The organism is Lentzea sp. NPDC036949 (assembly GCF_055608075.1).
The window spans coordinates 309588-332252 of the sequence record NZ_JBVJRA010000002.1 but is presented as its reverse complement, the minus strand read 5'-3'; the positions used below and the strand labels follow the sequence as shown (position 1 = coordinate 332252).

Here is a 22665-nt window from a genome sequence, read left to right as displayed (position 1 = left end):
CCCGATACTCGGGCTATATCGCGGCCATACCGGTGGCCCAGTTCTCCTCGGCCCTGATCAGCTCGGCGAGTCCCGCCGCGGAGTCGTCGAAGTAGAAGTGCCCGCCGGGCTGGGTGGTCGCCTCGAACCGTCCGATGGTGATCTCCTGCCACCGCAGGACGTCCGCGAGCGCCACCGACTCGTCGCGGTCGCCGGCGATCGCCGTCACCGGGCACGTGAGCGGTGCGCCCGCCGTGTACCGGTAGGACTCGATGAGGCGGAAGTCGTTGCGCAGCGCGGGCAACGACAGCTGCCACAGCTCGGCGTCGTCGAGCAGCGCCGCGCCGGAACCGCCGAGGAACCGGACGTACTCGCGGATCTCGGCGTCGCTGTGGTCGGTCGTGCGGCGGCGGTGCGCGGGTGGGGCGTCGCAGGCGGACGCGTAGAGCCGGGCGAGCCGCGACGGGAACCGCGGCCGCAGCCGCCGTGCGGTCTCGAACGCTACCGCGGCGCCCATGCTGTGCCCGAAGAACGCGGTCGGGCGCGTGAGCCGCGGTTCGACCTGCTCGGCCACCCACGTCGCGAGCTCCGCGAGGTCGGCGGGCAGCGGGTCGCCGATGCGGTCCTGCCGTCCGGGGTACTGCACGGCCACCACCTCGACGGCCGGTCCGAGCAGCTCGGCCCAGCCGCGGAACGCGCTGGCAGCGCCACCGGCGTGCGGGAAGCACACCAGCTGCCGCGGTGCCTGCGGACGGGGCACGAACGCGCGGAACCAGCGGCCCGTCACCGGACCTCGATCCGCAGGTGCCGCAGGAACCGGAAGTTGATGCTCTCCAGCCAGGCAGGCGACCGGTCCAGCAGCTCGATGGTGGAGAACCGGCCGAGCAGCCGGGAGACGGCGATCTCGATCTCGGCCAGCGCCAGCGAGGCGCCGAGGCAGTAGTGGATGCCGTGCCCGAACGACAGCTGGTCGTGCGCCCTGCGGGTCACGTCGAGCCGGTCGGGGTCGGCGTAGCGCTTGGGGTCCCGGTTGCCCGCGCCGAGCACGAGCGCCACGGACTGGTCGCGTTCGATGCGCTGCCCGGCGATCTCGATGTCCTCCAGCGCCACCCGGCTGGTGAACTGCACGGAGCTGTCGTAGCGCAGGAACTCGTGCGCCGCGTTCGCCGCCAGCTCGGGCCTGGACCGCAGGAGCTGCTGCTGGTCGGGGTGTTCGACCAGGGCGAGCACGGCGTTGCCGATCAGGTGCGTGGTCGTCGCCTGGCCCGCGTCGATGAGCAGCAGGAAGTTCGCGAAGACCTCGTCCTCGGTGTAGTCGTCCTTGGCGAGCTGCCCGGACACCATCCTGGTGAACAGGTCGGTGCCGGTGCCGTCGCGGCGGGCCTGCGCGCCCTCGTCGAACAGGCCGCGCAGCGCGGCGACCCGCGGCACCTCGCGCCGGGACTGGGTGAAGAACTCGTGCAGCAGCCCCTGCCAGCTCTCCAGCAGGTGCGCGCCGCGTTCGGGAACGCCGGCGAGCTGCCCGACCACGTCCCGCGTGAGCGGTTCGGAGAAGTCCGCGATCACGTCCATCCCGCCGCGGGCAGCGGCCTCGTCGAGCAGCGACTCCACCCGGTCGGAGATGACCGACCGGATCTCCTTGACGAACCGCGGGGTAAGCCCGGGGCGCAACAGCTGCCGCAGCCGGGTGTGCCGGGGCGGCTCGTTGAACAGCATCATCGGCGCCAGCGCGTCCTTCAGCGTCGCCAGCCCGGTGCGCGCCCCCTCGGGGAGCTGTTCGTAGAACTGCTCGATCCGGGCGCCGGAGAGCCGGGGGTCCTTGGACAGCCGGGTGATCTCCTCGTGGTCGAGCACGATCCAGGTGCGCATCCACTGGTCCCAGTGCACCGGGCCGAGCTCGCGCAGCCGCCGGTACAGCGCGTACGGGTCGGTTTCCCCGTACTGGCTGAACAGGCTCTCGATCGCCTTGGTCATGCGGTCACCCTTTCCCGGTACTCGGTGGTGCGGACGGCGGGCATCAGCCAGGCGGTCACGGCGACGGCGGCCATCACCGCGCCGACGCCGAGCACCGTGTGCCCGGTCCCCCAGAACGCCAGCAGGAACCCGGCGGCCAGCGCGCCGAACGAGTTGGCACCCGAGCTGAGCAGGCCGGCCACGCTGCCGACCCGGCCCTGCATCTCGTCGGGCGTGACCTGCACCTGGTAGACGCCGGCCATCACGTTGACCAGGGCACCGGCGAACGACATGCCGGCGAACAGGCCGCCGAGGACGACCGGGCTGGAGGTCAGCGCGACCATCGGCATCAGCAGCGCCCACACCGCGAACACGGTGATGATCACCATGCCCGGCCGGAGCCTGCGGACGAACCACGAGCCGCTCATCGCGCCCAGCACGCCGCCGACGCCGGACGCGGCGCCGATGACGCCGATCACCGCGGGCGAGCCGCCGTTCTCCTTGATGATCAGCGCCAGGCTCAGGGACAGGACCTGGAACAGCACGTTGGTCACGGCCACCAGGAGCACGGCGGAGCGCAGGAACCGCTGCCGCAGCAGCCAGCCGACGCCCTCGGCGATCTCGGCCCTGATGTTCTTGCGCTGACCCCGCTCGGTCTGGAAGTCCTTGCGGATCAGCAGCAGCGTGACCAGCGCGACGAGGTGCCCGAGCGCGGTGAACACGAACGGCGCCCACCGCACCAGCGCGAACAGGACGCTGCCCAGCGGCTGGCCCAGCAACCCCGCCGCACGGCCGCGCGCCTCGTTCTGCGACAGCGCGGCCGGCAGGTGGTCGGGGTGCACGACGTTGCGCACCGCCGCGCGTTCCGACAGCCGGTAGAAGATCTGCGCACTGCCCTCCAGGAACGCCACGGCGAGCAGGTGCGGCAGCCACAGGTGCCCGAGCAGCAACGAGATCGCGACGCTGCCGATCGACAGGAACGACACCGCGTCGCACGTGATCATCACGCGGCGCCGGTCCCAGCGGTCGACGAACACCCCTGCGGGCAGCTGGAGCAGCAGCATCGGCAGCAGCGCCGCGAACCCGACGAGCCCGGCCCGCACCGGTGACCCGTCGTGCCAGATCATCAGCAGCGGGTAGGTGACCGTCGTGACCGTGCCGCCCAGCGCGGAGATGCCCGCGCCGGTCCACAGCAGCCGGAAGTCCCGGTTGTGCCGCAGCACCCCCGCGCTCATCGGTCGCCTTCGAGCAGGGAGGTGTACTGCTTCACCACGTCGGCGCCCGCGTCGGAACCGGTGAGCGCGACGAACCCGGTGCCCTGGCCGATGCGGCACATCGCCATGGCGTGGAAGCCACCGCCCGTGCCGCCGTGCCCGAACTGGACGTCGGTGCCGAGGTCGTCCACGACCACGCCGAGCCCGTACGCGCTGTGCCGGTGCTGCGGTGTCACCATCTCCCCGGCCAGCTCCGGTGACAGCAGCGCACCGGCGTGGCCGAGGCGCGACCGGCGGACCTCCAGCAGGAACGACGCGAGGTCGCCCGCCGTGGTCCACAGACCGCTCGCCGCGGCGGGCCACAGCAGCCACGGGACGGGCTTGCCGTCCTGGTCGTGCCCCTGGGCCGCCGGTCCGGTCGCCGGGCCGTAGCCGCTGCGCGCCATGCCGAGCGGTGCGAACACCAGCTCCCGCACCAGCTCGGCGAACGGCCGGCCGGTGACGTCCTCCAGGAGCTGCTCGACGACCGTGTAGTTGACGTCCGCCTTGCGGAACATCGCGCCGGGCGGCGTTTCGAGCCGGACGTCCCGCAGCAATTCCGCCAGTCCGGGCAGCTCGGCGTAGCCCGGGTTGGGCGCCGGGGCGAGCCCGGACAGGTGGCTGAGCAGCTGCCGCAGGGTGACGCGGCCGTCGGCGGGGACCGACCAGCTCGTCAGGTGGGTGTTCACGTCCGCGTCGAGGTCGAGCACGCCCTGCTGGACCAGCCGCAGCGCGGTGAACGCGGTGACCGGCTTGCTCAGCGAACCGACCTGGAACACCGTGTCCGCGCTGACCGCGCCGCGAGTGCGGGCCTCGGCGAGCTCACCACCGCGGATCACCGCCACGCTCACGTCTGTCACGCTCACGTCCGCCACGCTGTGTTCGACCGGCGCCGGCCGTGCCTGGTCGATCGCCGCGGCCACGGCCGAAAGGCGGTCGTCGGCGTACATCGCCAGCAACGACAGCGCCCGTCCCGCGCGCCGGGCCGCCGCGATCACCTGGAAGACCAGGATCGAGTGGCCACCGAGCTCGAAGAACCGGTCGGCGGCACCGACCCGCTCCAGGCCGAGCACCTCGGCCCACACGTCGGCGAGCCACTGCTCGGTGTCGGTGATCGGTTCCTGGTAGGACCGCTGCGCGAACGCCGACCCGTCCAGCGCGGGCAACGCGCGGAGGTCGAGCTTCCCGTTGGCGGTCAACGGGATCTCCGGTACCGGCACGAACGCGGCCGGCACCAGGTGGGCGGGCAGGCGGGAGGCGAGCCACGGGCGCAGGTCGTCCCGCTCCCCCACCACGTAGGCGACGAGCCGGCCGGAGTCCACGACGACGCGGGCGTCGTCGAGCCGTTCCCGCAGGACCGACTCGATCTCGCCGAGCTCCACCCGGAACCCGCGGATCTTCACCTGGCCGTCGTCGCGGCCGAGGAAGTCGACGTCACCGGAGGGCAGCACGCGGGCGAGGTCGCCGGTGCGGTAGAGCCGGGAACCGGGCGCGCCGAACGGGTCCGGTACGAACCGGTCCGCGGTCATCGCGGGCTCGTCCCGGTAGCCGCGGGCCACCCCGGCACCGCCGACGTACAGCTCGCCGGGCACGCCGACGGGCACCGGTCGCAGCGCGGAGTCCAGGACGTAGGTCGAGACACCGGGCAGCGGCGTGCCGATCGGCACGGCGTCGGCGCCGTCCGGCACGACGAACTCGTTGGACGTCACCGTGGTCTCGGTCGGTCCGTAGGAGTTGACGATCCGACCGGTGACCAGGCCGCGCGCCGACGCCACCACGTGACCGGACACGGCCTCGCCGCCGACGACCAGGTCGCGGGCGAGCACGCCCGGCACCTGCCCGGTGACCAGCTCCAGGTGGCTGCGGGTCAGCTCGACGAAGTCGAACGGGCCCTGCCGGACCAGCCAGTCGCCCAGCTCGTCGAGCGGGAGGTCGCGCGGCGCCAGGTGCAGCGGCGCACCGGCGGTCAGCGGTCCGTGCACGTTGGACACGACCATGTCGTAGGCGATCGACGCGAACAGCGGCGCACCGCGGTCGCGCACGTACTCGGCCCGCACGTAGGCCAGGAAGTTCGCCAGGCCGCCGTGGGTGACCTGCACGCCCTTGGGACGGCCGGTCGACCCGGACGTGTAGATCACGTACGCCAGGTGGCCGGGGTCCGTCGCACGATCCGGCGTGGTCGCCGGGAAGGCGTCGAGCCCGTCGAGCGCCGGCGCGTCGAGCACCGCCGCACAGCCGCGCAGCATCTCCTCCGACCGCGCCGCCGGGAACGACGGGTCCACCGGCACGTAGGCCGCGCCCGCCTTCCACACGCCCAGCAGCGCCGCGACGAGGTCCACCCCGCGGTCCAGCAGCACGCCCACGAGGGACTCGGTGCCCACGCCCTTCGCGCGGAGCAGGTGGGCGACGCGGTTGGCCCGCGCGTCGAGCTCGGCGTACGACACGGTGGCGCCCTCGAACGTCACCGCAGGTGCGTCCGGTGTTGCCCGGACGTGCGACTCGAACATGTCGGGGGCCGGCCTGGACACCGCCGGCTCCGGGCCGACCGGCAGCACCGGTTCGCCCTCGGGCAGGTAGGTCCCGCAGTCCTCACCCGCGACGACCGACGCCAGCGCCGCCCGGTACATCTGGGCGAGCCGCTCGGCGTTGGCCCGGCTGAGGACCGCGCCATCGCACGCCAGGAACAGGCAGGTGTCGGAGGCCGTCACGGCGAGCGGGAACTCGTCGTGGCTGAAGCCCTCCGCGGGATCGGCGGCCACGTCGGGCGTGCCGAAGTCCTCGTAGCTGAAGTAGACCTGCACGAGCCGCCCGCCGCCCGCCAGCTCGTGCTGGATCGCGGGCATCGGGAAGTGCCGGTGCGGCCACATCCCCAGCTCGCGGTCGAACACCTGCCGGGCGAGGTCCGTCCAGGACGAGGTGACCTCCACCGGGAACGGCACGGTGTTGAGGTGCGTGCCGTAGACGCGGTCGCCGCCGTCCGGGCGGCAGTGCGTGACGAGCCCCGAGTGGAACCGCCGCGCGGGCGTGAGCTGGCTGAGCACCTTGAGGTGTGCGGCCAGCAGCACGCTCTTCACCGGCACCCCGGCCGCCGCGGCGACCGCGCGCAGCCCCTCCGACAGGTCGTCGAGCGGCACGCGGAGGTGGCTGTCCTCACCGGAACCGCCCCATCCGTCGGGCAGCGCGAACGGTTCGAACCCGTCGACGACGTCCTGCCAGTACGCGCGGTCCTCAGTGGACCGCAGCGCACGCAGCTCCGCCGCGACGGTGTCCGCGAACCGCAGCCGGGACGGCGTGAACGCGGGCAGGTCGGCACCGTCGCGCACGGCGCGGTAGGTCTCCAGCAGCTCGGCGCGCAGGGTGCTGAACGTCCAGCCGTCGATGACCACGTGCGACTGGGTGATCGTCAGCTGCCACTGCCCGCCGGCGAGCCGGTGCACGGTCAGCCGCAGCAACGGTGCCGCGGAGTGCGGGATCGCGGTCTCCGCCTCACCGCGCAACGCCGCGCGCACCTGCTCGTCCGCGTCAGCGGCCGTGGTCAGGTCCACCACCTTCAACGGCACCTCGGCCGAGGCGTGCACCAGCTGCACCGGCACCGAGCACCGGTCGAGGTCCACCGACGTCCGCAGCGCCTCGTGCCGTGACACGAGCAGGTGCAGGGCGCGGTGCAGGGCGTCGCGGGAGAACGGTTCGCTGATCCGCGCCGACGCCACCCGGTGGTAGCTGCGCGGGCCGTCCCCGGCCAGCATCTCCACCAGCATGCCGGTCTGCGGCTGGGTCAGCGGGTAGGCGTCCACCAGCCCGTCCGGCAGCAGCGCCCGGTCGGCCTCGGAGAGCAACGCGAACGGTTCGACCGGCTCGGCACCGGCGTCGTGGGACGACAGCGCCAGCACCGCGGCGATCGTCTGGTGCCGCAGCACGTCGAGGGCGGTCACCGCGATCCCGGCGGCCTTCATCTCCCCCACGACCATCACGGCGCGGATCGAGTCCCCGCCCAGGTCGAAGAAGCTGTCGGCCAGCCCGACCCGGTCGACGCCGAGCACCGCGCGCCAGATCGCCACGACCCGTTCCTCGACCGGCGTGCGCGGGGCGACGAACTCGGCACCGGCGAACGCGCCCCGGTCCGGTGCGGGCAGTGCCCGCTTGTCCAGCTTCCCGTTGGGGGTCAGCGGAATCCGGTCGAGCACCGGGTAGGCGGCCGGGACCATGTAGTCCGGCAACGTGCGGTCGAGCCAGGCCCGCAGGTCGGCGGGGTCGAGGCCGGTGGGGTTCGGCCCGGCGGAGTCCGGCCCGGCCGGGTCTGCGGCAGCGTCCAGTCCGGCCGGGTCACCCGCGGGCACGACGTAGCCGACCAGCGACTCGTCGCGCAGCACGACCACCGCGTCACGCACGTCCGGGTGAGCGACCAGTGCCGCCTCGATCTCGCCCAGCTCGACCCGGTAGCCGCGGATCTTGACCTGGTCGTCGGCCCGGCCGGCGAAGCCGAGGCTGCCGTCCGGTCGCCGCAGGGCCAGGTCGCCGCTGCGGTACAGCCGCGAGCCGGGCGGCCCGAACGGGTCCGGCACGAACCGCTCCGCGGTCAGCTCCGGCCGGTTCAGGTAGCCGCGGGCCACGCCGGGGCCACCGACGTGGATCTCGCCGCGGGTGCCGATCGGCACGAGGTTGCCGTGCGCGTCCAGCAGGTGCACGGCGAGGTCGCTCAGCGGCCGGCCGATGGGGTTGCCCGCGCCGGGCAGCGTGTCCTTCTTGGACAGCCGGTGGTAGGTCGTGTGCACGGTCGTCTCGGTGATGCCGTACATGTTCACCAGCGCGACCCGCCCGAGCCCGACGCGCTCGACCCACGGCCGCAGCTCGCCGATCTCCAGCTTCTCACCGGCGAAGACCACCGCGCGCACCGACAGCCGCGTGATCCGCGGGTCGTCCGCGAACGCGACGATGGACCGGAACGCCGACGGCGTCTGGCTCAGCACCGTGACCCCGGTGTCCACCAACAGGTCCAGGAAGTCCTCCGGCGACCGCGTCACCTCACGCGGCACCACCACAAGCGTGCCGCCGTGCAGCAACGCCCCCCACATCTCGAACACCGACACGTCGAACGCATACGAGTGGAACAACGAGAACACATCCGACTCGTCGAACGCGTAGTGCTCCTGGGCCGTCGCCATCAACCGCACGACGTTGCTGTGGGTCAGGCAGACGCCCTTCGGCTTGCCGGTCGAACCCGAGGTGTAGATCGTGTAGATCAGGTTGTCCGGCACCGTCAGCGACACGGGGTTCGCGTCCGGCCCCTCGGGCAGAGCGGCCAGCACCTCCGCGTCCACCACGATCGAGACGCCGGCGTCCTCGCGGACGTACTTCAACCGCTCCGGTGGGTTCACCGGGTCCAGCGGCAGGTAGCCCGCACCCGACTTGAGCACGCCCAGCAGTGCGGGCAGCAGGTCGGGGCCGCGGTCGAGGCACACGCCGACGAGCTGCTCCGGCCCGGCGCCCAGGGAACGCAGGTGGTGCGCCAGGCGGTTGGCCTGCGCGTTGAGCTCGGCGTAGGTCAGCGACACCCCGCCGGCGACCACGGCCACCGCGTCGGGGGTGCGCGCCGCCTGCTGCTCGAACAGCTCGTGCACGCAGGACGACACCGGTTCCGCGACGGCGTCGGTGAAGCCGAGCAGCCGTTCCCGTTCACCGGCCGGCAGGTGCACGGCCCGCGCATCACCGTCCACGTCGGACGCGATGGCTTCGAGCACCGCGCGGTACATGCCGGCGAGGCGTTCGGTGTTGGCGCGGCTGAGCACGCGTTCGTGCGAGTTCACCCAGAGCCGGTCGCCGCGGTTGAAGATCGACAGGTCGAACTCGTTGGGGCCGATGTTCATCCGGGTGCCGGTCGCGACGCGGTCGGTGTCGACGTGGTGGAAGTCGAGGTAGTTGAACAGCACGTTGATCAGCCGGCCGCCGCCCCAGTCGTGCTGGACCGCGGGCATCGGGTACCGCCGGTGCGCCCACAGCTCGACCTCGGCGTCGAACACCTGCGTCAGCAGCTCGCGCCACGTCCGCGCCGACCGGTCGACGCCCATCGGCAGGGTGTTGAGGTACATGCCGGGCACCCGGTCCGCGCCGAGCACCTCCGGGCGGACGTCGCACACCAGGCCGGTGTGGTACGCCGGTTCGTCGGTGACCTGGCCCATCACCTTGAGGTGCGCGGCCAGCAGCACGCTCTTCATCGACACACCGGCGGCGCTGGCCGCCGAGCGCAGGGCGGCGCCGAGGTCGTCGAACGGCACCTCGACGTAGACGCGCTCGTCGGAGTCGCCGGCCCACTCCGGTGGCATGACCACCGGCGCCTGCGTGCCGGTGACGCGCTGCCAGTAGGCCCGGTCCGCCGCGGAGCCCAGTGCCGCCAGCTCACCGGCGATCGTGTCGGCGAACCGCACCCGCGGCCGGTCGTACGGCTCGGGTTCGGCGCCGTCGCGGATCGCCCGGTAGACGTCCAGCAGCTCCATGAGCAGCAGGTGGTAGCTCCAGCCCTCGGTGATCGCGTGCGACTGGGTGAACGTCACCCACCACGCGTCGTCGGCCTCGACGTGCGCGATGATCCGCATGAGCGGTGCCCTCGCGACGTCGAACACCGCGGCGCGCTGCTCGGCCGCCAGCTCCTGCCTGACGCCGACCAGGTCCTCTTCGGACAGTCCGCGCACGTCGCGGAGCTCGACCGGCAGGTCGGCGCTGCCGTGCACGAGCTGCAGCGGCTCGGAGAAGCCGGTGAGCCGGAACGACGTGCGCAGCACCTCGTGCCGGTCGGCCAGCACGCGGGCGGCCGCCGTGAGCGCGGCGTGGTCGAGCGGCTCGGGTTCGGTCACCCGGAACGTGTTGATGATGTGGTACGGGTGCCTGCCGTCGTCGGCCAGCATCTCGATGATCATGCCGAGCTGGGTGCGGCCCACCGGGTAGGCGTCGACGACGTCCGCGGGCAGCAACGCCCGGTCCTCCGCCGAGACCAGCGCGAACGGCTCGACGTACTCCTGCTCGGCCGCCACCCCGCGACCGGTGAACAGCCGGCACAGGTTCTCGACCGTGCGCGCCTCGAAGACGTCCCGCACGGCGACGTCGAAGCCCTCGGCCCGCAACGCGCCGACCAGGCCGACCGCGCGGATCGAGTCACCACCGATGTCGAAGAACCCGTCCCGCACGCCTACTCGGTCGAGTCCGAGCGCGGTCCGCCAGATCTCGGCGACGCGGGCCTCGGTCTCCGTGCGCGGCGCGAGGTGCTCGCCGCGGGCGAACGCGTCGTCACCGGGTTCGGGCAGCGCCTTGCGGTCGTGCTTGCCGTTGGGCGTCAACGGGAACTCGTCGAGCCGCACGAACGCCGCCGGCACCATGTAGTCGGGCAACGTGCGGGCGAGCCGGTCGCGCAGCTCCTCCCGCGCCGGTGACCCACCGGTGTAGTAGGCCACCAGCCGGTCGTCGCGCACGACCACCAGCGCCTCGCGGACCTCGTCGAACGCCGAGAGCTCCGCCTCGATCTCGCCCAGCTCGATCCGGTGGCCGCGCACCTTCACCTGGTCGTCGATCCGGCCGAGGAAGTCCAGTGCGCCGTCCGGCCGCCAGCTCGCGAGGTCACCGGTGCGGTAGAGCCGCGCGCCCGCCGGGCCGAACGGGTCGGGCACGAACTTCTCCGCGGTGAGGTCCGGCCGGTTCAGGTAGCCGCGACCGACGCCGAGCCCGCCGACGTACAGCTCGCCCGCGACACCGGAGGGCACCGGCTCCAGCCGGGCGTCCAGCACGTAGAGGCGGGTGTTGCGGACGGCCTCGCCGATCGGCACGCGCCGTCCGTGCAGCCGCTGGGTCAGGAACGCGTGCGTCACGTCGTCCGAGCACTCGGTCGGGCCGTAGGCGTTGACCAGCGGGATGCGCGGGTACCGGGTGAACCACCGCGGGCACAGCTCCGCCGGCAGCGCCTCACCGGTCACCATCAGCCACCGCAGGTGCGGCAGCGGGGGCAGCCCGGTGCCGTCCGCGCCCGTGCTGTCCAGCGCGGTGCGCAGCAGCGAGGGCACGACCTCCAGCACGGTGATCCGCTCCTGCGCCACGAGGCCGAACAGCGCGTCCGGGTCGAGCGCCGTGTCGCCGTCCACGACCCGGACCTCGCCGCCGACGACCAGAGGTGCGAGCATCTGCCACACCGAGATGTCGAACGACGGCGAGGCGTTCTGCACCACGCTGTCCCGCTCGGTGAGCCCGAGGTCCTCGACCTTGGCGAGCAGGTGGTTGCCCATGCCGCCGCGGCGCACCATGACGCCCTTGGGCCGGCCGGTGGACCCGGACGTGTAGATGACGTACGCGAGGTTGTCCTGCGTGGCCCGCGGGGCGGGGTCGGTGTCGGGCAGGTCCTGCAGTGCGGGCTCGTCGACCAGGACGACCGTCTCGTGCGACACCCGGTCCAGCAGGGAGCTCCGCGTGACCAGGAGCCGCGCGCCGGCGTCGGAGTGCATGAACTCCAGGCGCGCGGGCGGGGTCTCCGGGTCGAGCGGCAGGTAGGCGCCGCCCGCCTTGAGCACCGCGAGCACGGCGGTGACCAGCTCCGGTGAGCGCTCCAGGCAGATCGCGACGACCGTCTCGGGACCGACGCCGAGGCCGGTCAGGTGGTGCGCCAGCCGGTTGACGCGTGCGTTGAGGTCGGCGTAGGTCGCCGCGTAGTCGTCGGAGGTCAGGGCGATGGCGTCCGGGGCGAGCGCGACCCGGCGCTCGAACTCCTGCTGCACGCACAGGTCGACCGGTTCCCGCTCGGTCGCCGACGCCTCGATGAGCAGGCGGGCGCGTTCCCCGGTGGGCAGGTGGGTCGTGCGGGCGTCGCCGTCGAGGTCGGCGGTCATCGCGTCGAGCACCGCCGCGTACATCTCGCCGAGCCGCGCACCGTCCGCACGGGACAGCACGGCGGTGTTCGCGGTGAGGTTCAGGCGGTTCGGGCGGCAGTGCAGCGTGAGGCCGAACTCGGTCTGCGACACCGAGTACCGGGACTCGACGTCCTCGCCGGCGGACTCCTCGTGCCGCAGGTCGACGTAGTTGAACGCGACGTCCACGAGCCGTCCGCCCGGCCAGGCGCGCTGGATCGCGGGCATCGGGTAGCGGCGGTGCGGCCACAGCTCGACCTCGCGGTCGAACACCCGCAGCACCAGCTCGCGCCACGTCGTCGCGGACCGGTCCGCCGGGAACGGCACGGTGTTGAGGTGCATGCCGTAGACGCGGTCGGCGCCGTCGAGCTCCGGCCGCGCGTCGCACACCAGGCCGACGTGGAACGCCGGTGCCCCGGTCAGCTGCCCCATCACCTTGACGTGCGCGGCGAGCAGCACGGTCTTCACCGACACGCGCAGCTCGGCCGCGACCGCCGTCAGCGCCTGCTCGTCCAGCGCCACCGGCACGTCGTAGCTCTCGCCGGGTTCCTCGCCGCGCCACGGCTCCGGCAGCGTCACCGGGGCGTGCGCGTGCACGACGTCACGCCAGAAGGCGGCGTCCTCTTCGGACTCCAGTGACGCCAGCTCGGCGGCGATGTAGTCGGCGTACCGCACACCGGGCGGGGTGTGCGGTGCCGGCGCGAGGCCGTCGCGCAGCCGCCGGTAGCAGTCGACCAGCTCGGCGAGCAGCCAGTTGTGGCTCCAGCCCTCGACGATCGCGTGCGGCCGGCACAGCGAGAGCCACCAGCCGTCGTCACCGGTGAGGTGCGCGGCGATCTTCAGCAGCGGCGCCGAGTCCAGGTCGAAGGTCGCGTTGCGCTGGGCGAGCAGCGACTCCATCAACGCGTCCTCGCCGTGCACCTCGTGCACGGTCACCGGGACGTCGACCTCGGCGTGCACGACCTGCATCGGGACGGAGTACGTGTAGAGGTCGAACGAGGTCCGCAGCAGGTCGTGCCGTGCCACCACGATCCGCGCCGCCGCGCGCAGGGCGTCCGCCGAGAACGGCCCGGCGATCCGGTAGGAGGCGAAGCTGCGGTAGGCGTCGTCCTCGGTCAGCAGCTCGACGACCATGCCGGTCTGCACCTGCGACATCGGGTACGCGTCGGCGGCACCCGCGGGCACCTTCGCCCGGTCCGCCGCGCTGACCAGCTCGAACGGCTCGACCGGTCCGCGTGCGGTGACGTCCGCGCGTCCGGACGCGATCGAGGCGAGGCCGGCGATCGTGCGGTGCTCGAACACCTCGGGCACGGACAGGTCGACGCCTCCCGCACGCAGCGCGCCCACCAGCCGCACCGCGCGGATCGAGTCGCCGCCCACCTCGAAGAACCCGTCGTGGACGCCCACCCGGTCGAGCTTCAGCACGTCCCGCCACACCGCGGCGATCCGCTCCTCCACGGGGGTGCGCGGGGCGACGTGACCGGTGCCCGCGAACGCGCCGGCGTCCGGGTCCGGCAGTGCGCGCCGGTCGAGCTTGCCGTTGGCGGTCAACGGGATGGCGTCGAGCGGCACGAACGCCGACGGCACCATGTAGTCCGGCAGGTTCCTGGCCAGCGCCGGGCGCAGGTCGGTCCCGTCCGCACCGACGACGTAGGCGACGAGCCGGTCGTCGCGCACGACCACGACGGCCTCCCGCACGCCGGGCAGCGAGCTGAGCGCGACCTCGATCTCGCCCAGCTCCACGCGGTAGCCGCGGATCTTGACCTGGTGGTCGGCGCGTCCGAGGAAGTCCAGGCTGCCGTCCGGGCGGCGCCGCGCGAGGTCACCGCTGCGGTACAGCCGCGAGCCGGGCGCACCGAAGGGGTCCGGCACGAACCGCTCGGCGGTCAGCTCCGGCCGGTTCAGGTACCCGCGGGCCACACCGGGACCGCCGACGTGGATCTCGCCCGGCACCCCGAACGGCACGAGCTGCCCGTGCGGGTCCAGCAGGTGCACCGACAGGTCGCGCAACGGCGAGCCGATGGCGTTGCCACCGGCCAGATCGGCCGCGGCGACGCGGTGGTGGGTCGTGTGCACGGTCGTCTCGGTGATGCCGTACATGTTGACCAGGGCGACCCGGTCCAGCCACGGCCGCAGCTCGCCGATCTCCAGCTTCTCACCGGCGAAGACCACCGTCCGCACCGACCACCGGCCGGTGCGCGGGTCCTCGGGGTCGATGGACCGGAACGCCGACGGCGTCTGGCTCAGCACCGTGACCCCGGTGTCCACCAACAGGTCCAGGAAGTCCTCCGGCGAGCGCGTCACCTCACGCGGCACCACCACAAGCGTGCCGCCGTGCAGCAACGCCCCCCACATCTCGAACACCGACACGTCGAACGCATACGAGTGGAACAACGAGAACACATCCGACTCGTCGAACGCGTAGTGCTCCTGCGCCGTCGCCATCAACCGCACCACGTTGCGGTGGGTCAGCACGCAGCCCTTGGGCTTGCCGGTCGACCCGGAGGTGTAGATCGTGTAGATGACGTTGTCCGGGCCGGACGTGCTGACGGGGTTGGTCTCCGGTCCCTCCGGCACCTCGGGCGAGGTGATCACGATGGAGACGCCGGCGTCCTCGCGGATGTGCTCCAGCCGCTCCGGCGGGTTCACCGGGTCCAGCGGCAGGTAGCCCGCACCGGACTTCAGCACGCCCAGCAGTGCGGGCAGCAGGCCGGGGCCGCGGTCGAGCGAGACGCCCACCAGCTGCTCCGGTCCCGCGCCGAGCGAACGCAGGTGGTACGCCCACCGGTTGGCCCGCGCGTTGAGCTCCGCGTAGGTCAGCGACACCTCGCCGGCGACCACGGCCACCGCGTCCGGCGTGCGCGCGACCTGGTCCTCGAACAGTTCGTGCACGCACTTCACCACGGGCACCGGGCTGGTGCCGCCGAGCTCCAGGAGCCGGTCCCGCTCGCCCTCCGGCAGGTACACCGCCCGTGCGTCGCCGTCCACTTCGGCCGCCATGGACGTCAGCACGGCGCGGAACATCCCGGCCACGCGGTCGGCGTTGTCCTGGCTGAGGACGTGCGAGTTCGTGGTGATGGCGAGCAGACCGCCGAGCGTCGTGATCGCGAGCGCGAACTCGTTGGGCGCGTCGTTGAAGCCCCAGCCGTCCTCGGCGACCCGCGCGTCCAGCCGGTGGAAGTCGAGGAACCCGAAGAACACGTCCACGAGCCGGCCGCCGTGCCCGCGGATGGCGGGCATCGGGTAGTGCCGGTGCGCCCAGGCCTCGATCTCCCGGTCGGACACCTGCCGCACCAGCTCGCGCCAGGTGCGCGCGGAGCGGTCGGCGGGGAACGGCAGGGTGTTGAGGAAGTTGCCGTACAGCCGGTCCGCGCCGGGCGCCTCCGGCCGGGAGTGCGTGACGAGCCCGGTGTGGAACGCGGTCTCGCCGGTGAGCTGGCTCATCACCTTGACGTGCGCGGCGACGAGCACGCTCTTCATCGACACCTTCGCCGCCGACGCCAGAGCGCGCAGCCCGTCCGCGAGGTCGCCGAAGTCGGTGCCGGCGCGCACGGGTGCCACCGGCGCGGTGCGGTCACCGTGCCAGCCGGCGGGGATCTCGAACTTGGCGTGCTCGTCGACGAGCCGCTGCCAGTACCCGGCGTCCTCCCGCGACTCCAGCGACCTCAGCTCGGCCGCCACGAAGTCCGCGTACCGCACCGGGACCGGCTCGTACCGGTCGGGCTCCTGGCCGTCGCGGACCCGCCGGTAGACCTCGACGAGCTCCATCAGGAACAGCTGGTTGCTCCAGCCGTCCATCACCGCGTGGTTCTGGGTGAACGAGCACAGCCACTCGTCGTCGGTCATGAGGTGCGCACTGACCCGCAGCAGCGGCGTGCCGGCGGCGAGGTCGAACACGTCCGCGCGTTCGGCGGCGACGAAGTCCGACACCGCGGCCCGCCGGTCGCGCACGTCGAGGTGGCGCAGGTCGAACCGGCCGATCGGCGTCTCGGTGACCCAGTGCACGAGCTGCAGCGGCACCGAGAAACCGGTCAGGTGCACGCTGGTGCGCAGCACGTCGTGCCGTGCCACGACGATCCGCACCGCGCGGGCGAACGCCAGCACGTCGAACGGCCGGTCGTCGTGCACGGTGTAGACGTTGACGTTGTGGTAGTTGCTGCGACCGGGGTCGGCCAGCATCTCGACCAGCATGCCGGTCTGCACCTGCGACAACGGGTACGCGTCGACGACGCCGTCCGGCAGCGCCGCCCTGTCCTCCGCGCTGATCAGCGCGAACGGCTCGACGAAGGTCTCCTCCGACACCGCGGCGCGGCCGGACAGCCGCTCGCACAGCGCCGCGACCGTGCGGTGCCCGAACACGTCCTTCACGGACACGTCGAACCCGGAGGCCCGGAGTGCGCCGATCAGCGCGACCGCGCGGATCGAGTCGCCGCCCAGGTCGAAGAAGTCGTCGTGCACGCCGAAGTCGGCGCCGAGCACGTCGTGCCACACCGCGGCGACCCGCTCCTCCAGCGGTGTCCTGGGTGCCACGCTCACTGCCCGCGCGAACGCGTCCGCGCCGGGTGCGGGCAGCGCGGCCCGGTCGACCTTGCCGTTGGCGTTCAACGGGATGGCGTCGAGCTGGACGAACGCCGACGGCACCATGTAGGTGGGCAGCACGGGTTCCAGCAGCGCGCGCAGCTCCTGCGGGTCGGCGTCCGCGCCGACCAGGTAGGCCACGAGCTGCTTCTCACCTGGGTTGTCCTCGCGCAGCACCACGCGCACGTCCGTGACGCGCGGGTCCTCGGCGATCCTGGCCTCGATCTCGCCGAGCTCCACCCGGTAGCCGCGGATCTTGACCTGGCCGTCGCCGCGGCCCAGGAAGTCCACGTCACCGGTGGGCAGCACGCGGACCACGTCGCCGCTGCGGTACAGCCGCGCTCCCGGCGACCCGTACGGGTCGGGCAGGAAGCGTTCCGCGGTGAGCTCCGGCCGGTCGGCGTAGCCGCGTGCGACACCCGTGCCGCCGACGTACAGCTCGCCGGGCACGCCCACGGGCACCGGCTCCAGCCGGTGGTCCAGCACGTACATCGTCACGTTGGGCAGCGGCCGCCCGATGGGCTGGACCTCCGCGGTGATCGGGCCCTCGACGGGGTGGGTGCACGTTCCGACGGACGTTTCGGTCGGGCCGTACTCGTTGACCAGCCGCACGTCCGGCGCCAGCTCGCGCCACGCCGTGACGACCCGGCGGGTCAGCGCCTCACCCGCGACCACCAGCACCGACGCGAGCGCGTTGGCCTGCTCGGGCGGCAGCTGGTGGGTCAGCACCTCCAGGTGCGCGGGCGTGAGCTTGATGAAGCTGTACGGGCCGGACAACGCCTCACCCAGCGCGGCCAGGTCGGTGTCCTGCGGCACCATGTGCACGGCCTGACCGGCCAGCACCGGCGCCCACAGGTTCGGCACCACGAGGTCGAAGGCGATCGACGAGAACAGCGGCGCGCCACCGGTGCCCTGCGACGCCAGCTCCTGCACGGCCCACCACACGTGGTTGACCAGGCCGCGGTGCGGCACCTGGACGCCCTTGGGCCGGCCGGTCGAGCCGGACGTGTAGATCACGTAGGCGAGCCGGTCGAGGTCGGCGACCCGCTGGGGAGCGGTCGCCGGTTCGGCCGAGACGTCGTCCACGCCGACGAGGAGCGTCGGGCCGGCGAAGTCGTTGGTGTACCCGGGTTGCGTGACGAACGCGGCGGCCTCGGCGTCGGCGAGCGCGCCGGTGACGCGGCCGGCCGGGAACGACGGGTCCATCGGCAGGTACGCCGCACCCGCCTTCCACACGCCCAGCAGGCACGCCAGCAGGTCGGGGCCGCGGTCGAGCAGCACGCCGACCACGGACTCGGTACCGACGCCCATGCCGCGCAGCCGGTGCGCGTACCGGTTGGCGAGCGCGTCCAGCTCCACGTAGGACAGTTGCCGGGTTCCGTCGGTGACGGCGACGGCGTCCGGCGTGCGGGCGACCTGGTCCTCGAACAGCTCGTAGGTGCACTTCTCGACCGCGGGGGCGGGGTTGACCGCCCACTCCCCCAGCGTCCGCGCGGTCTCCTCCGGTGCGACGAACGTCTTCTGGGCGTCGCGCGCCGGGTCAGCGGCCATGTCCGCGAGCACCGCGCGGAACATCGCCGCGATGCGCTCGGTGTTGGCGAGGCTCAGCGACGACGAGGCGGCGGTGAGGAAGATGTGCTTGTTGCGCGAGGAGATCGTGAGCGGGAACTCGGTGGGGCTGTCGTCGATGCCGACGGAGGCGTCCACCAGCCCGGTGTCCACCTGGCGGAAGTCCTGGTAGTTGAAGAAGACGTCGATCAGCTGGGCCGCGCCGTACTCGCGTTGCACCGCGGGCAGCGGGTACCGGCGGTGCTCCCAGGACTCGACCTCCTGCGCGAACACCTGCCGCACCAGGTCGAGCCACGAGGGCGCGCCGCGGTCGAACGGCAGCGGCAGCGTGTTGAGGTACATGCCGAACACCCGGTCGGCGCCGAGCACCTCGGGCCGCACGTCGTAGACCAGGCCGCCGTGGAACGACGGCAGGTCGGTCAGCTGGCTCATCACCTTGAGGTAGGCCGACAGCATGACGGCCTTGAGCGAGGCACCGGCGTCCGCGGCCAGCGCCCGCAGACCGGGCTCCAGGTCCTCCCACGAGACCCGCACGTGGTGCGTCGTCCCCGGCTCCTCGCCCCAGCCCGCCGGCAGCGTGACCTTCGGGTAGCGGGTGACGACGGAGCGCCAGTACGCACCGTCCACACCGGACTCCAGCGAGTCCAGCTCCGCCGCGACCGAGTCGGCGAACCGCACGCCGGGGCGGTCGTGGGGCTCGGGTTCCACGCCGTCGCGGATCGAGCGGTACAACCGCAGCAGCTCCATCAGCAGCGAGTGGTAGCTCCAGCCCTCCATCACCGGGTGGCACTCGGTGATGGAGATCCACCACCGGTCGGTGCCGGTGAGGTGGGCGTGGAACCGCATGAGCGTGGGCTCGGTGAGGTCGAACGGCGTGGCGCGCTGCTCGCGCACCCACTCCCGCAGCGTCGCGAGCTGGCCCTCCTCGTCGAGGTGGCCGAGGTCGCGCTGACCGACCTCCATGGTCGCGGTGGCGTGGACCAGCTGCAGCGGCACCGAGTAGTCGGTGAGGTGCACGCTCGTGCGCAGCATGTCGTGGCGCTCCACCACGATCCGCGCGGCGCGTTCGAAGGCCTCCCACGAGAACGGGCGGTCGTCGAGGATCCGGAAGCAGGAGCAGTTGTGGTAGTTGTTCTTGCTGTCGTCGGCCAGCATCTCGATGACCATGCCGGTCTGGATCTGCGACAGCGGGTAGGCGTCGACGACGCCGTCCGGCAGGGCGGCCCGGTCCTGCGCCGAGATCAGCGCGAACGGTTCCACCAGCGCGTCGTCCGCGGCGACCAGGGCGGTGCGGCCGGTCAGCAGCTCGCACAGCTCGGCGACCGTGCGGCGCTCGAACACGTCGCGCACGGCGAGGTCGAAGCCCTCCGCCCGCAGCGCGCCCACCAGCGCGACCGCCCGGATCGAGTCGCCGCCGAGGTCGAAGAACCCGTCGTGGACACCGACGCGCTCCACCTCCAGCGCCGTCGCCCACACCGCGGCCACCTGCTCCTCGACCGGCGTGCGCGGCGCCACGTACTCGCCGTGGGCGAACGCGCCGAGGTCGGGTGCGGGCAGTGCGCGGCGGTCGAGCTTCCCGTTGGGGGTCAACGGGATCGAGTCGAGCCGCACGAACGCGGCCGGCACCATGTAGTCCGGCAGGTCGCGGCCGAGCGCCGTCCGCACCGACGCGGTGTCCAGCTCTCCGGCGACCGGCACGACGTAGGCGACGAGGCGTTCGTCGCGTGCGATCACCACGGCGTCGCGCACGTCGTCCAGTGCCGTCAGCGCGAGCTCGACCTCGCCGAGCTCGATGCGGTAGCCGCGGATCTTGACCTGGTGGTCGGCGCGTCCGAGGAAGTCCAGGCTGCCGTCCGGGCGGCGCCGTGCGAGGTCACCGCTGCGGTACAGCCGCGAGCCGGGCGGCCCGAACGGGTTCGGCACGAACCGCTCGGCGGTCAGCTCCGGCCGGTTGAGGTACCCGCGGGCGACTCCGGGGCCGCCGACGTGGATCTCACCGGGCACGCCGACGGGGACCAGCCCGCCGTGCGCGTCGAGCAGGTACACGTTCAGGTCGCCCAGCGGCCGCCCGATCGGGTTGCCGGCCGACAGCTCCAGGTCTCCCGGCCGCACCTCGTAGAACGTGGTGTGCACGGTGGTCTCGGTGATGCCGTACATGTTGGCGAGCACCGGCTCGTCCAGGCCGCGCCGGTCGGTCCACGGCCGCAGCTCGGGCATCTCCAGCTTCTCGCCCGCGAAGATCACCGCCCGCAGCACCAGCCGGTCGATGCGCGAGTCGCCGTCGGCGGCGGCGGACACGAGCGAGCGGAACGCCGACGGCGTCTGGCTCAGCACCGTGACCTCGTTGTCCACCAGCAGGTCCAGGAAGTCCTCCGGTGACCGCGTCACCTCCCGCGGCACGACGACGAGGGTGCCGCCGTGCAGCAGCGCGCCCCACATCTCGAACACCGACACGTCGAACGCATAGGAGTGGAACATCGACCACACGTCGGACTCGTTGAACTCGTAGTGCTCCTGGGCGGTGCGCATGAGCCGCACGACGTTGGCGTGGGTGAGCACGCAGCCCTTGGGCTTGCCGGTGGAGCCGGAGGTGTAGATCGTGTAGACGACGTTGTCGGGAGCGGACCGGTTCACGGGGTTGGTGTCTGGCCCGTCCGGCAGTGCGGCGAGCAGCTCCTCGTCGACCACGACGGACACGTCCGCGTCGGCCTGCACGTACCGCAGCCGGTCCTCCGGGTTCACCGGGTCCAGCGGCAGGTAGCCCGCGCCGGACTTCAGCACGCCGAGCAGGGCCGGCAGCAGGTCAGGCCCGCGTTCCAGGCGCACGCCGACCAGCGTCTCCGGCCCGGCGCCGAGGTCGCGCAGGTGGTGCGCCAGCCGGTTGGCGCGGGCGTTGAGCTCGGCGTAGGTCAGCCTGGTGCAGCCGGCGACGATCGCCACGGCGTTCGGCGTGCGGGCGGCCTGCTCCTCGAACAGGGTGTGCACGCAGTCGGTCACCGGGCTGCCCAGACCGGGCACCACGCCGGTGACGAGCGCGTACTCCGCGTCGTCAAGGATGTTCAGGCGGGACACCGGAAGCGCGGTGTCGGCCAGCGCGGACTCCAGCAACCGCACCAGGTGCCCGGCGGCGCGCTGCACGGTCTCCTCGTGGAACACCGACGTCGCGTACACCAGCTGCCCCGCGAACGAGGCGTCGGGCAGGTCGTTGATCTGCAGTTCGAGGTCGCACTTGGCCACCCGCCCGGTGGCGGTGCGCGGCTCGACGGTGACGCCGGGCAGCCCGAACGGCGCGCCGCCGCGGTCGTGCATGGTGAACGCGACCTGGTACAGCGGGGTGCGGGACATGTCCCGCTCGGGCTGCAGGTCGTCGACGAGCCGGGCGAAGGGCACTGCCTGGTGGTCGTAGGCGTCGGCGAGCGTGCCGCGTGCCTGGACGAGCAGGTCGCGGAAGGACGGGTCGCCCTCCCACCGCGCGCGCAGCACGAGGTTGTTGACGCCGTAGCCGATCATGCCCTGCAGCTCCGGCCGGGTCCGGCCGGACACGGTGGTGCCGACCGGCACGTCGGAGCGGCCGGTGTAGCGGGCCATCAGCACCTGGAAGGCCGTGAGGAGCACGACGAACGGCGTCGTGCCGTACTCCTTGGCCACCGCCCTGATCCTGCCGGCGACCTCGGCCGGCACCGCGAACTCCACGGCGTCACCGGCGGCGTCGCGCACCGCGGGCCGCGACAGGTCGGCGGGCAGGTCGGCCACCTCGATGCCGGCGAGCTGCTCGTGCCAGTAGGCGAGTTGCTGCTCCAGGGCCGGGTCCTCGCGCTGCCACACGGCGTAGTCCGCGTACTGGGTCGGCACCGGCGGCAACGGCGCGGGCTCACCGCGCGTGAACGCCGTGTAGAGCGCCTCCAGCTCCTCGCCGACGACGCGCGTGGACCAGGCGTCGAACGCCACGTGGTGGAAGACGAGCGTCAGCACGTGGTCCTCGGGCCCGGTGCGCCACAGCTTCGCGCGCACCGGCCAGTCGTGTTCGAGGTCGAACGGCGCGACGGCCTCCTCGCCCACCGCCTCGTCCACATCGGACACCCGCGTGACCGGCAGCGCGACCGGCGCGGGCGGGTCGATCACCTGCACGGGCTCGGTGCCGTTCACCGCGTACCGCGTGCGCAGGACCTCGTGCCGGGCGACGACGTGCTCCCAGGCCCGTTCCAGCGCGGTGACGTCCAGCGGCCCGCGCAACCGGAACGCCAGCGGCACCAGGTACTCGGCGCTGCCGGGGTCCAGCCGGTTGAGGAACCACATCTGCCGCTGCCCGTGCGACAGCGGCAGCAGCGCGGACCGGTCCGCCCGCCCCATCGTCCGCCGCCTGCCCCGCACGCCGCCGCTGAGCCACCGGCGCAGGAGCTCGTCCCTGTCGGCGGAGGTGCTCGTGTGCTCGATCTCGCCGGTGCTCATGGTCG

4 protein-coding genes are annotated in these 22665 nt (G+C 72.7%); all 4 read right to left on the bottom strand.

What is annotated here, in order from left to right; translation table 11 throughout:
• Nucleotides 1–13: 13 nt before the first annotated feature.
• Genes ACZ7CD_RS07595 through ACZ7CD_RS07580 form a run of 4 tightly spaced genes read right to left on the bottom strand, consistent with a single transcriptional unit; the run spans nucleotide 14 to nucleotide 22660 of the window.
• On the bottom strand, nucleotides 14–766 hold the full coding sequence (locus ACZ7CD_RS07595) for a thioesterase II family protein (protein WP_360383747.1): 753 nt from the start codon (nucleotides 764–766) through the stop codon (nucleotides 14–16).
• Nucleotides 763–1953, bottom strand: coding sequence for a cytochrome P450 (locus tag ACZ7CD_RS07590; RefSeq protein ID WP_470369144.1), 1191 nt, complete (start codon nucleotides 1951–1953; stop codon nucleotides 763–765). The genes ACZ7CD_RS07595 and ACZ7CD_RS07590 overlap by 4 nt, the downstream gene beginning before the upstream one ends.
• Nucleotides 1950–3167 carry an MFS transporter gene (locus ACZ7CD_RS07585; RefSeq protein WP_470378546.1) on the bottom strand — a complete coding sequence of 406 codons (1218 nt, stop codon included), beginning with the start codon at nucleotides 3165–3167 and terminating at the stop codon, nucleotides 1950–1952. Before ACZ7CD_RS07585 ends, ACZ7CD_RS07590 begins: the two co-directional genes overlap by 4 nt.
• Nucleotides 3164–22660 carry an amino acid adenylation domain-containing protein gene (locus tag ACZ7CD_RS07580; RefSeq protein WP_470378545.1) on the bottom strand — a complete coding sequence of 6499 codons (19497 nt, stop codon included), beginning with the start codon at nucleotides 22658–22660 and terminating at the stop codon, nucleotides 3164–3166. Before ACZ7CD_RS07580 ends, ACZ7CD_RS07585 begins: the two co-directional genes overlap by 4 nt.
• Between the last annotated feature and the right edge of the window lie 5 nt (nucleotides 22661–22665).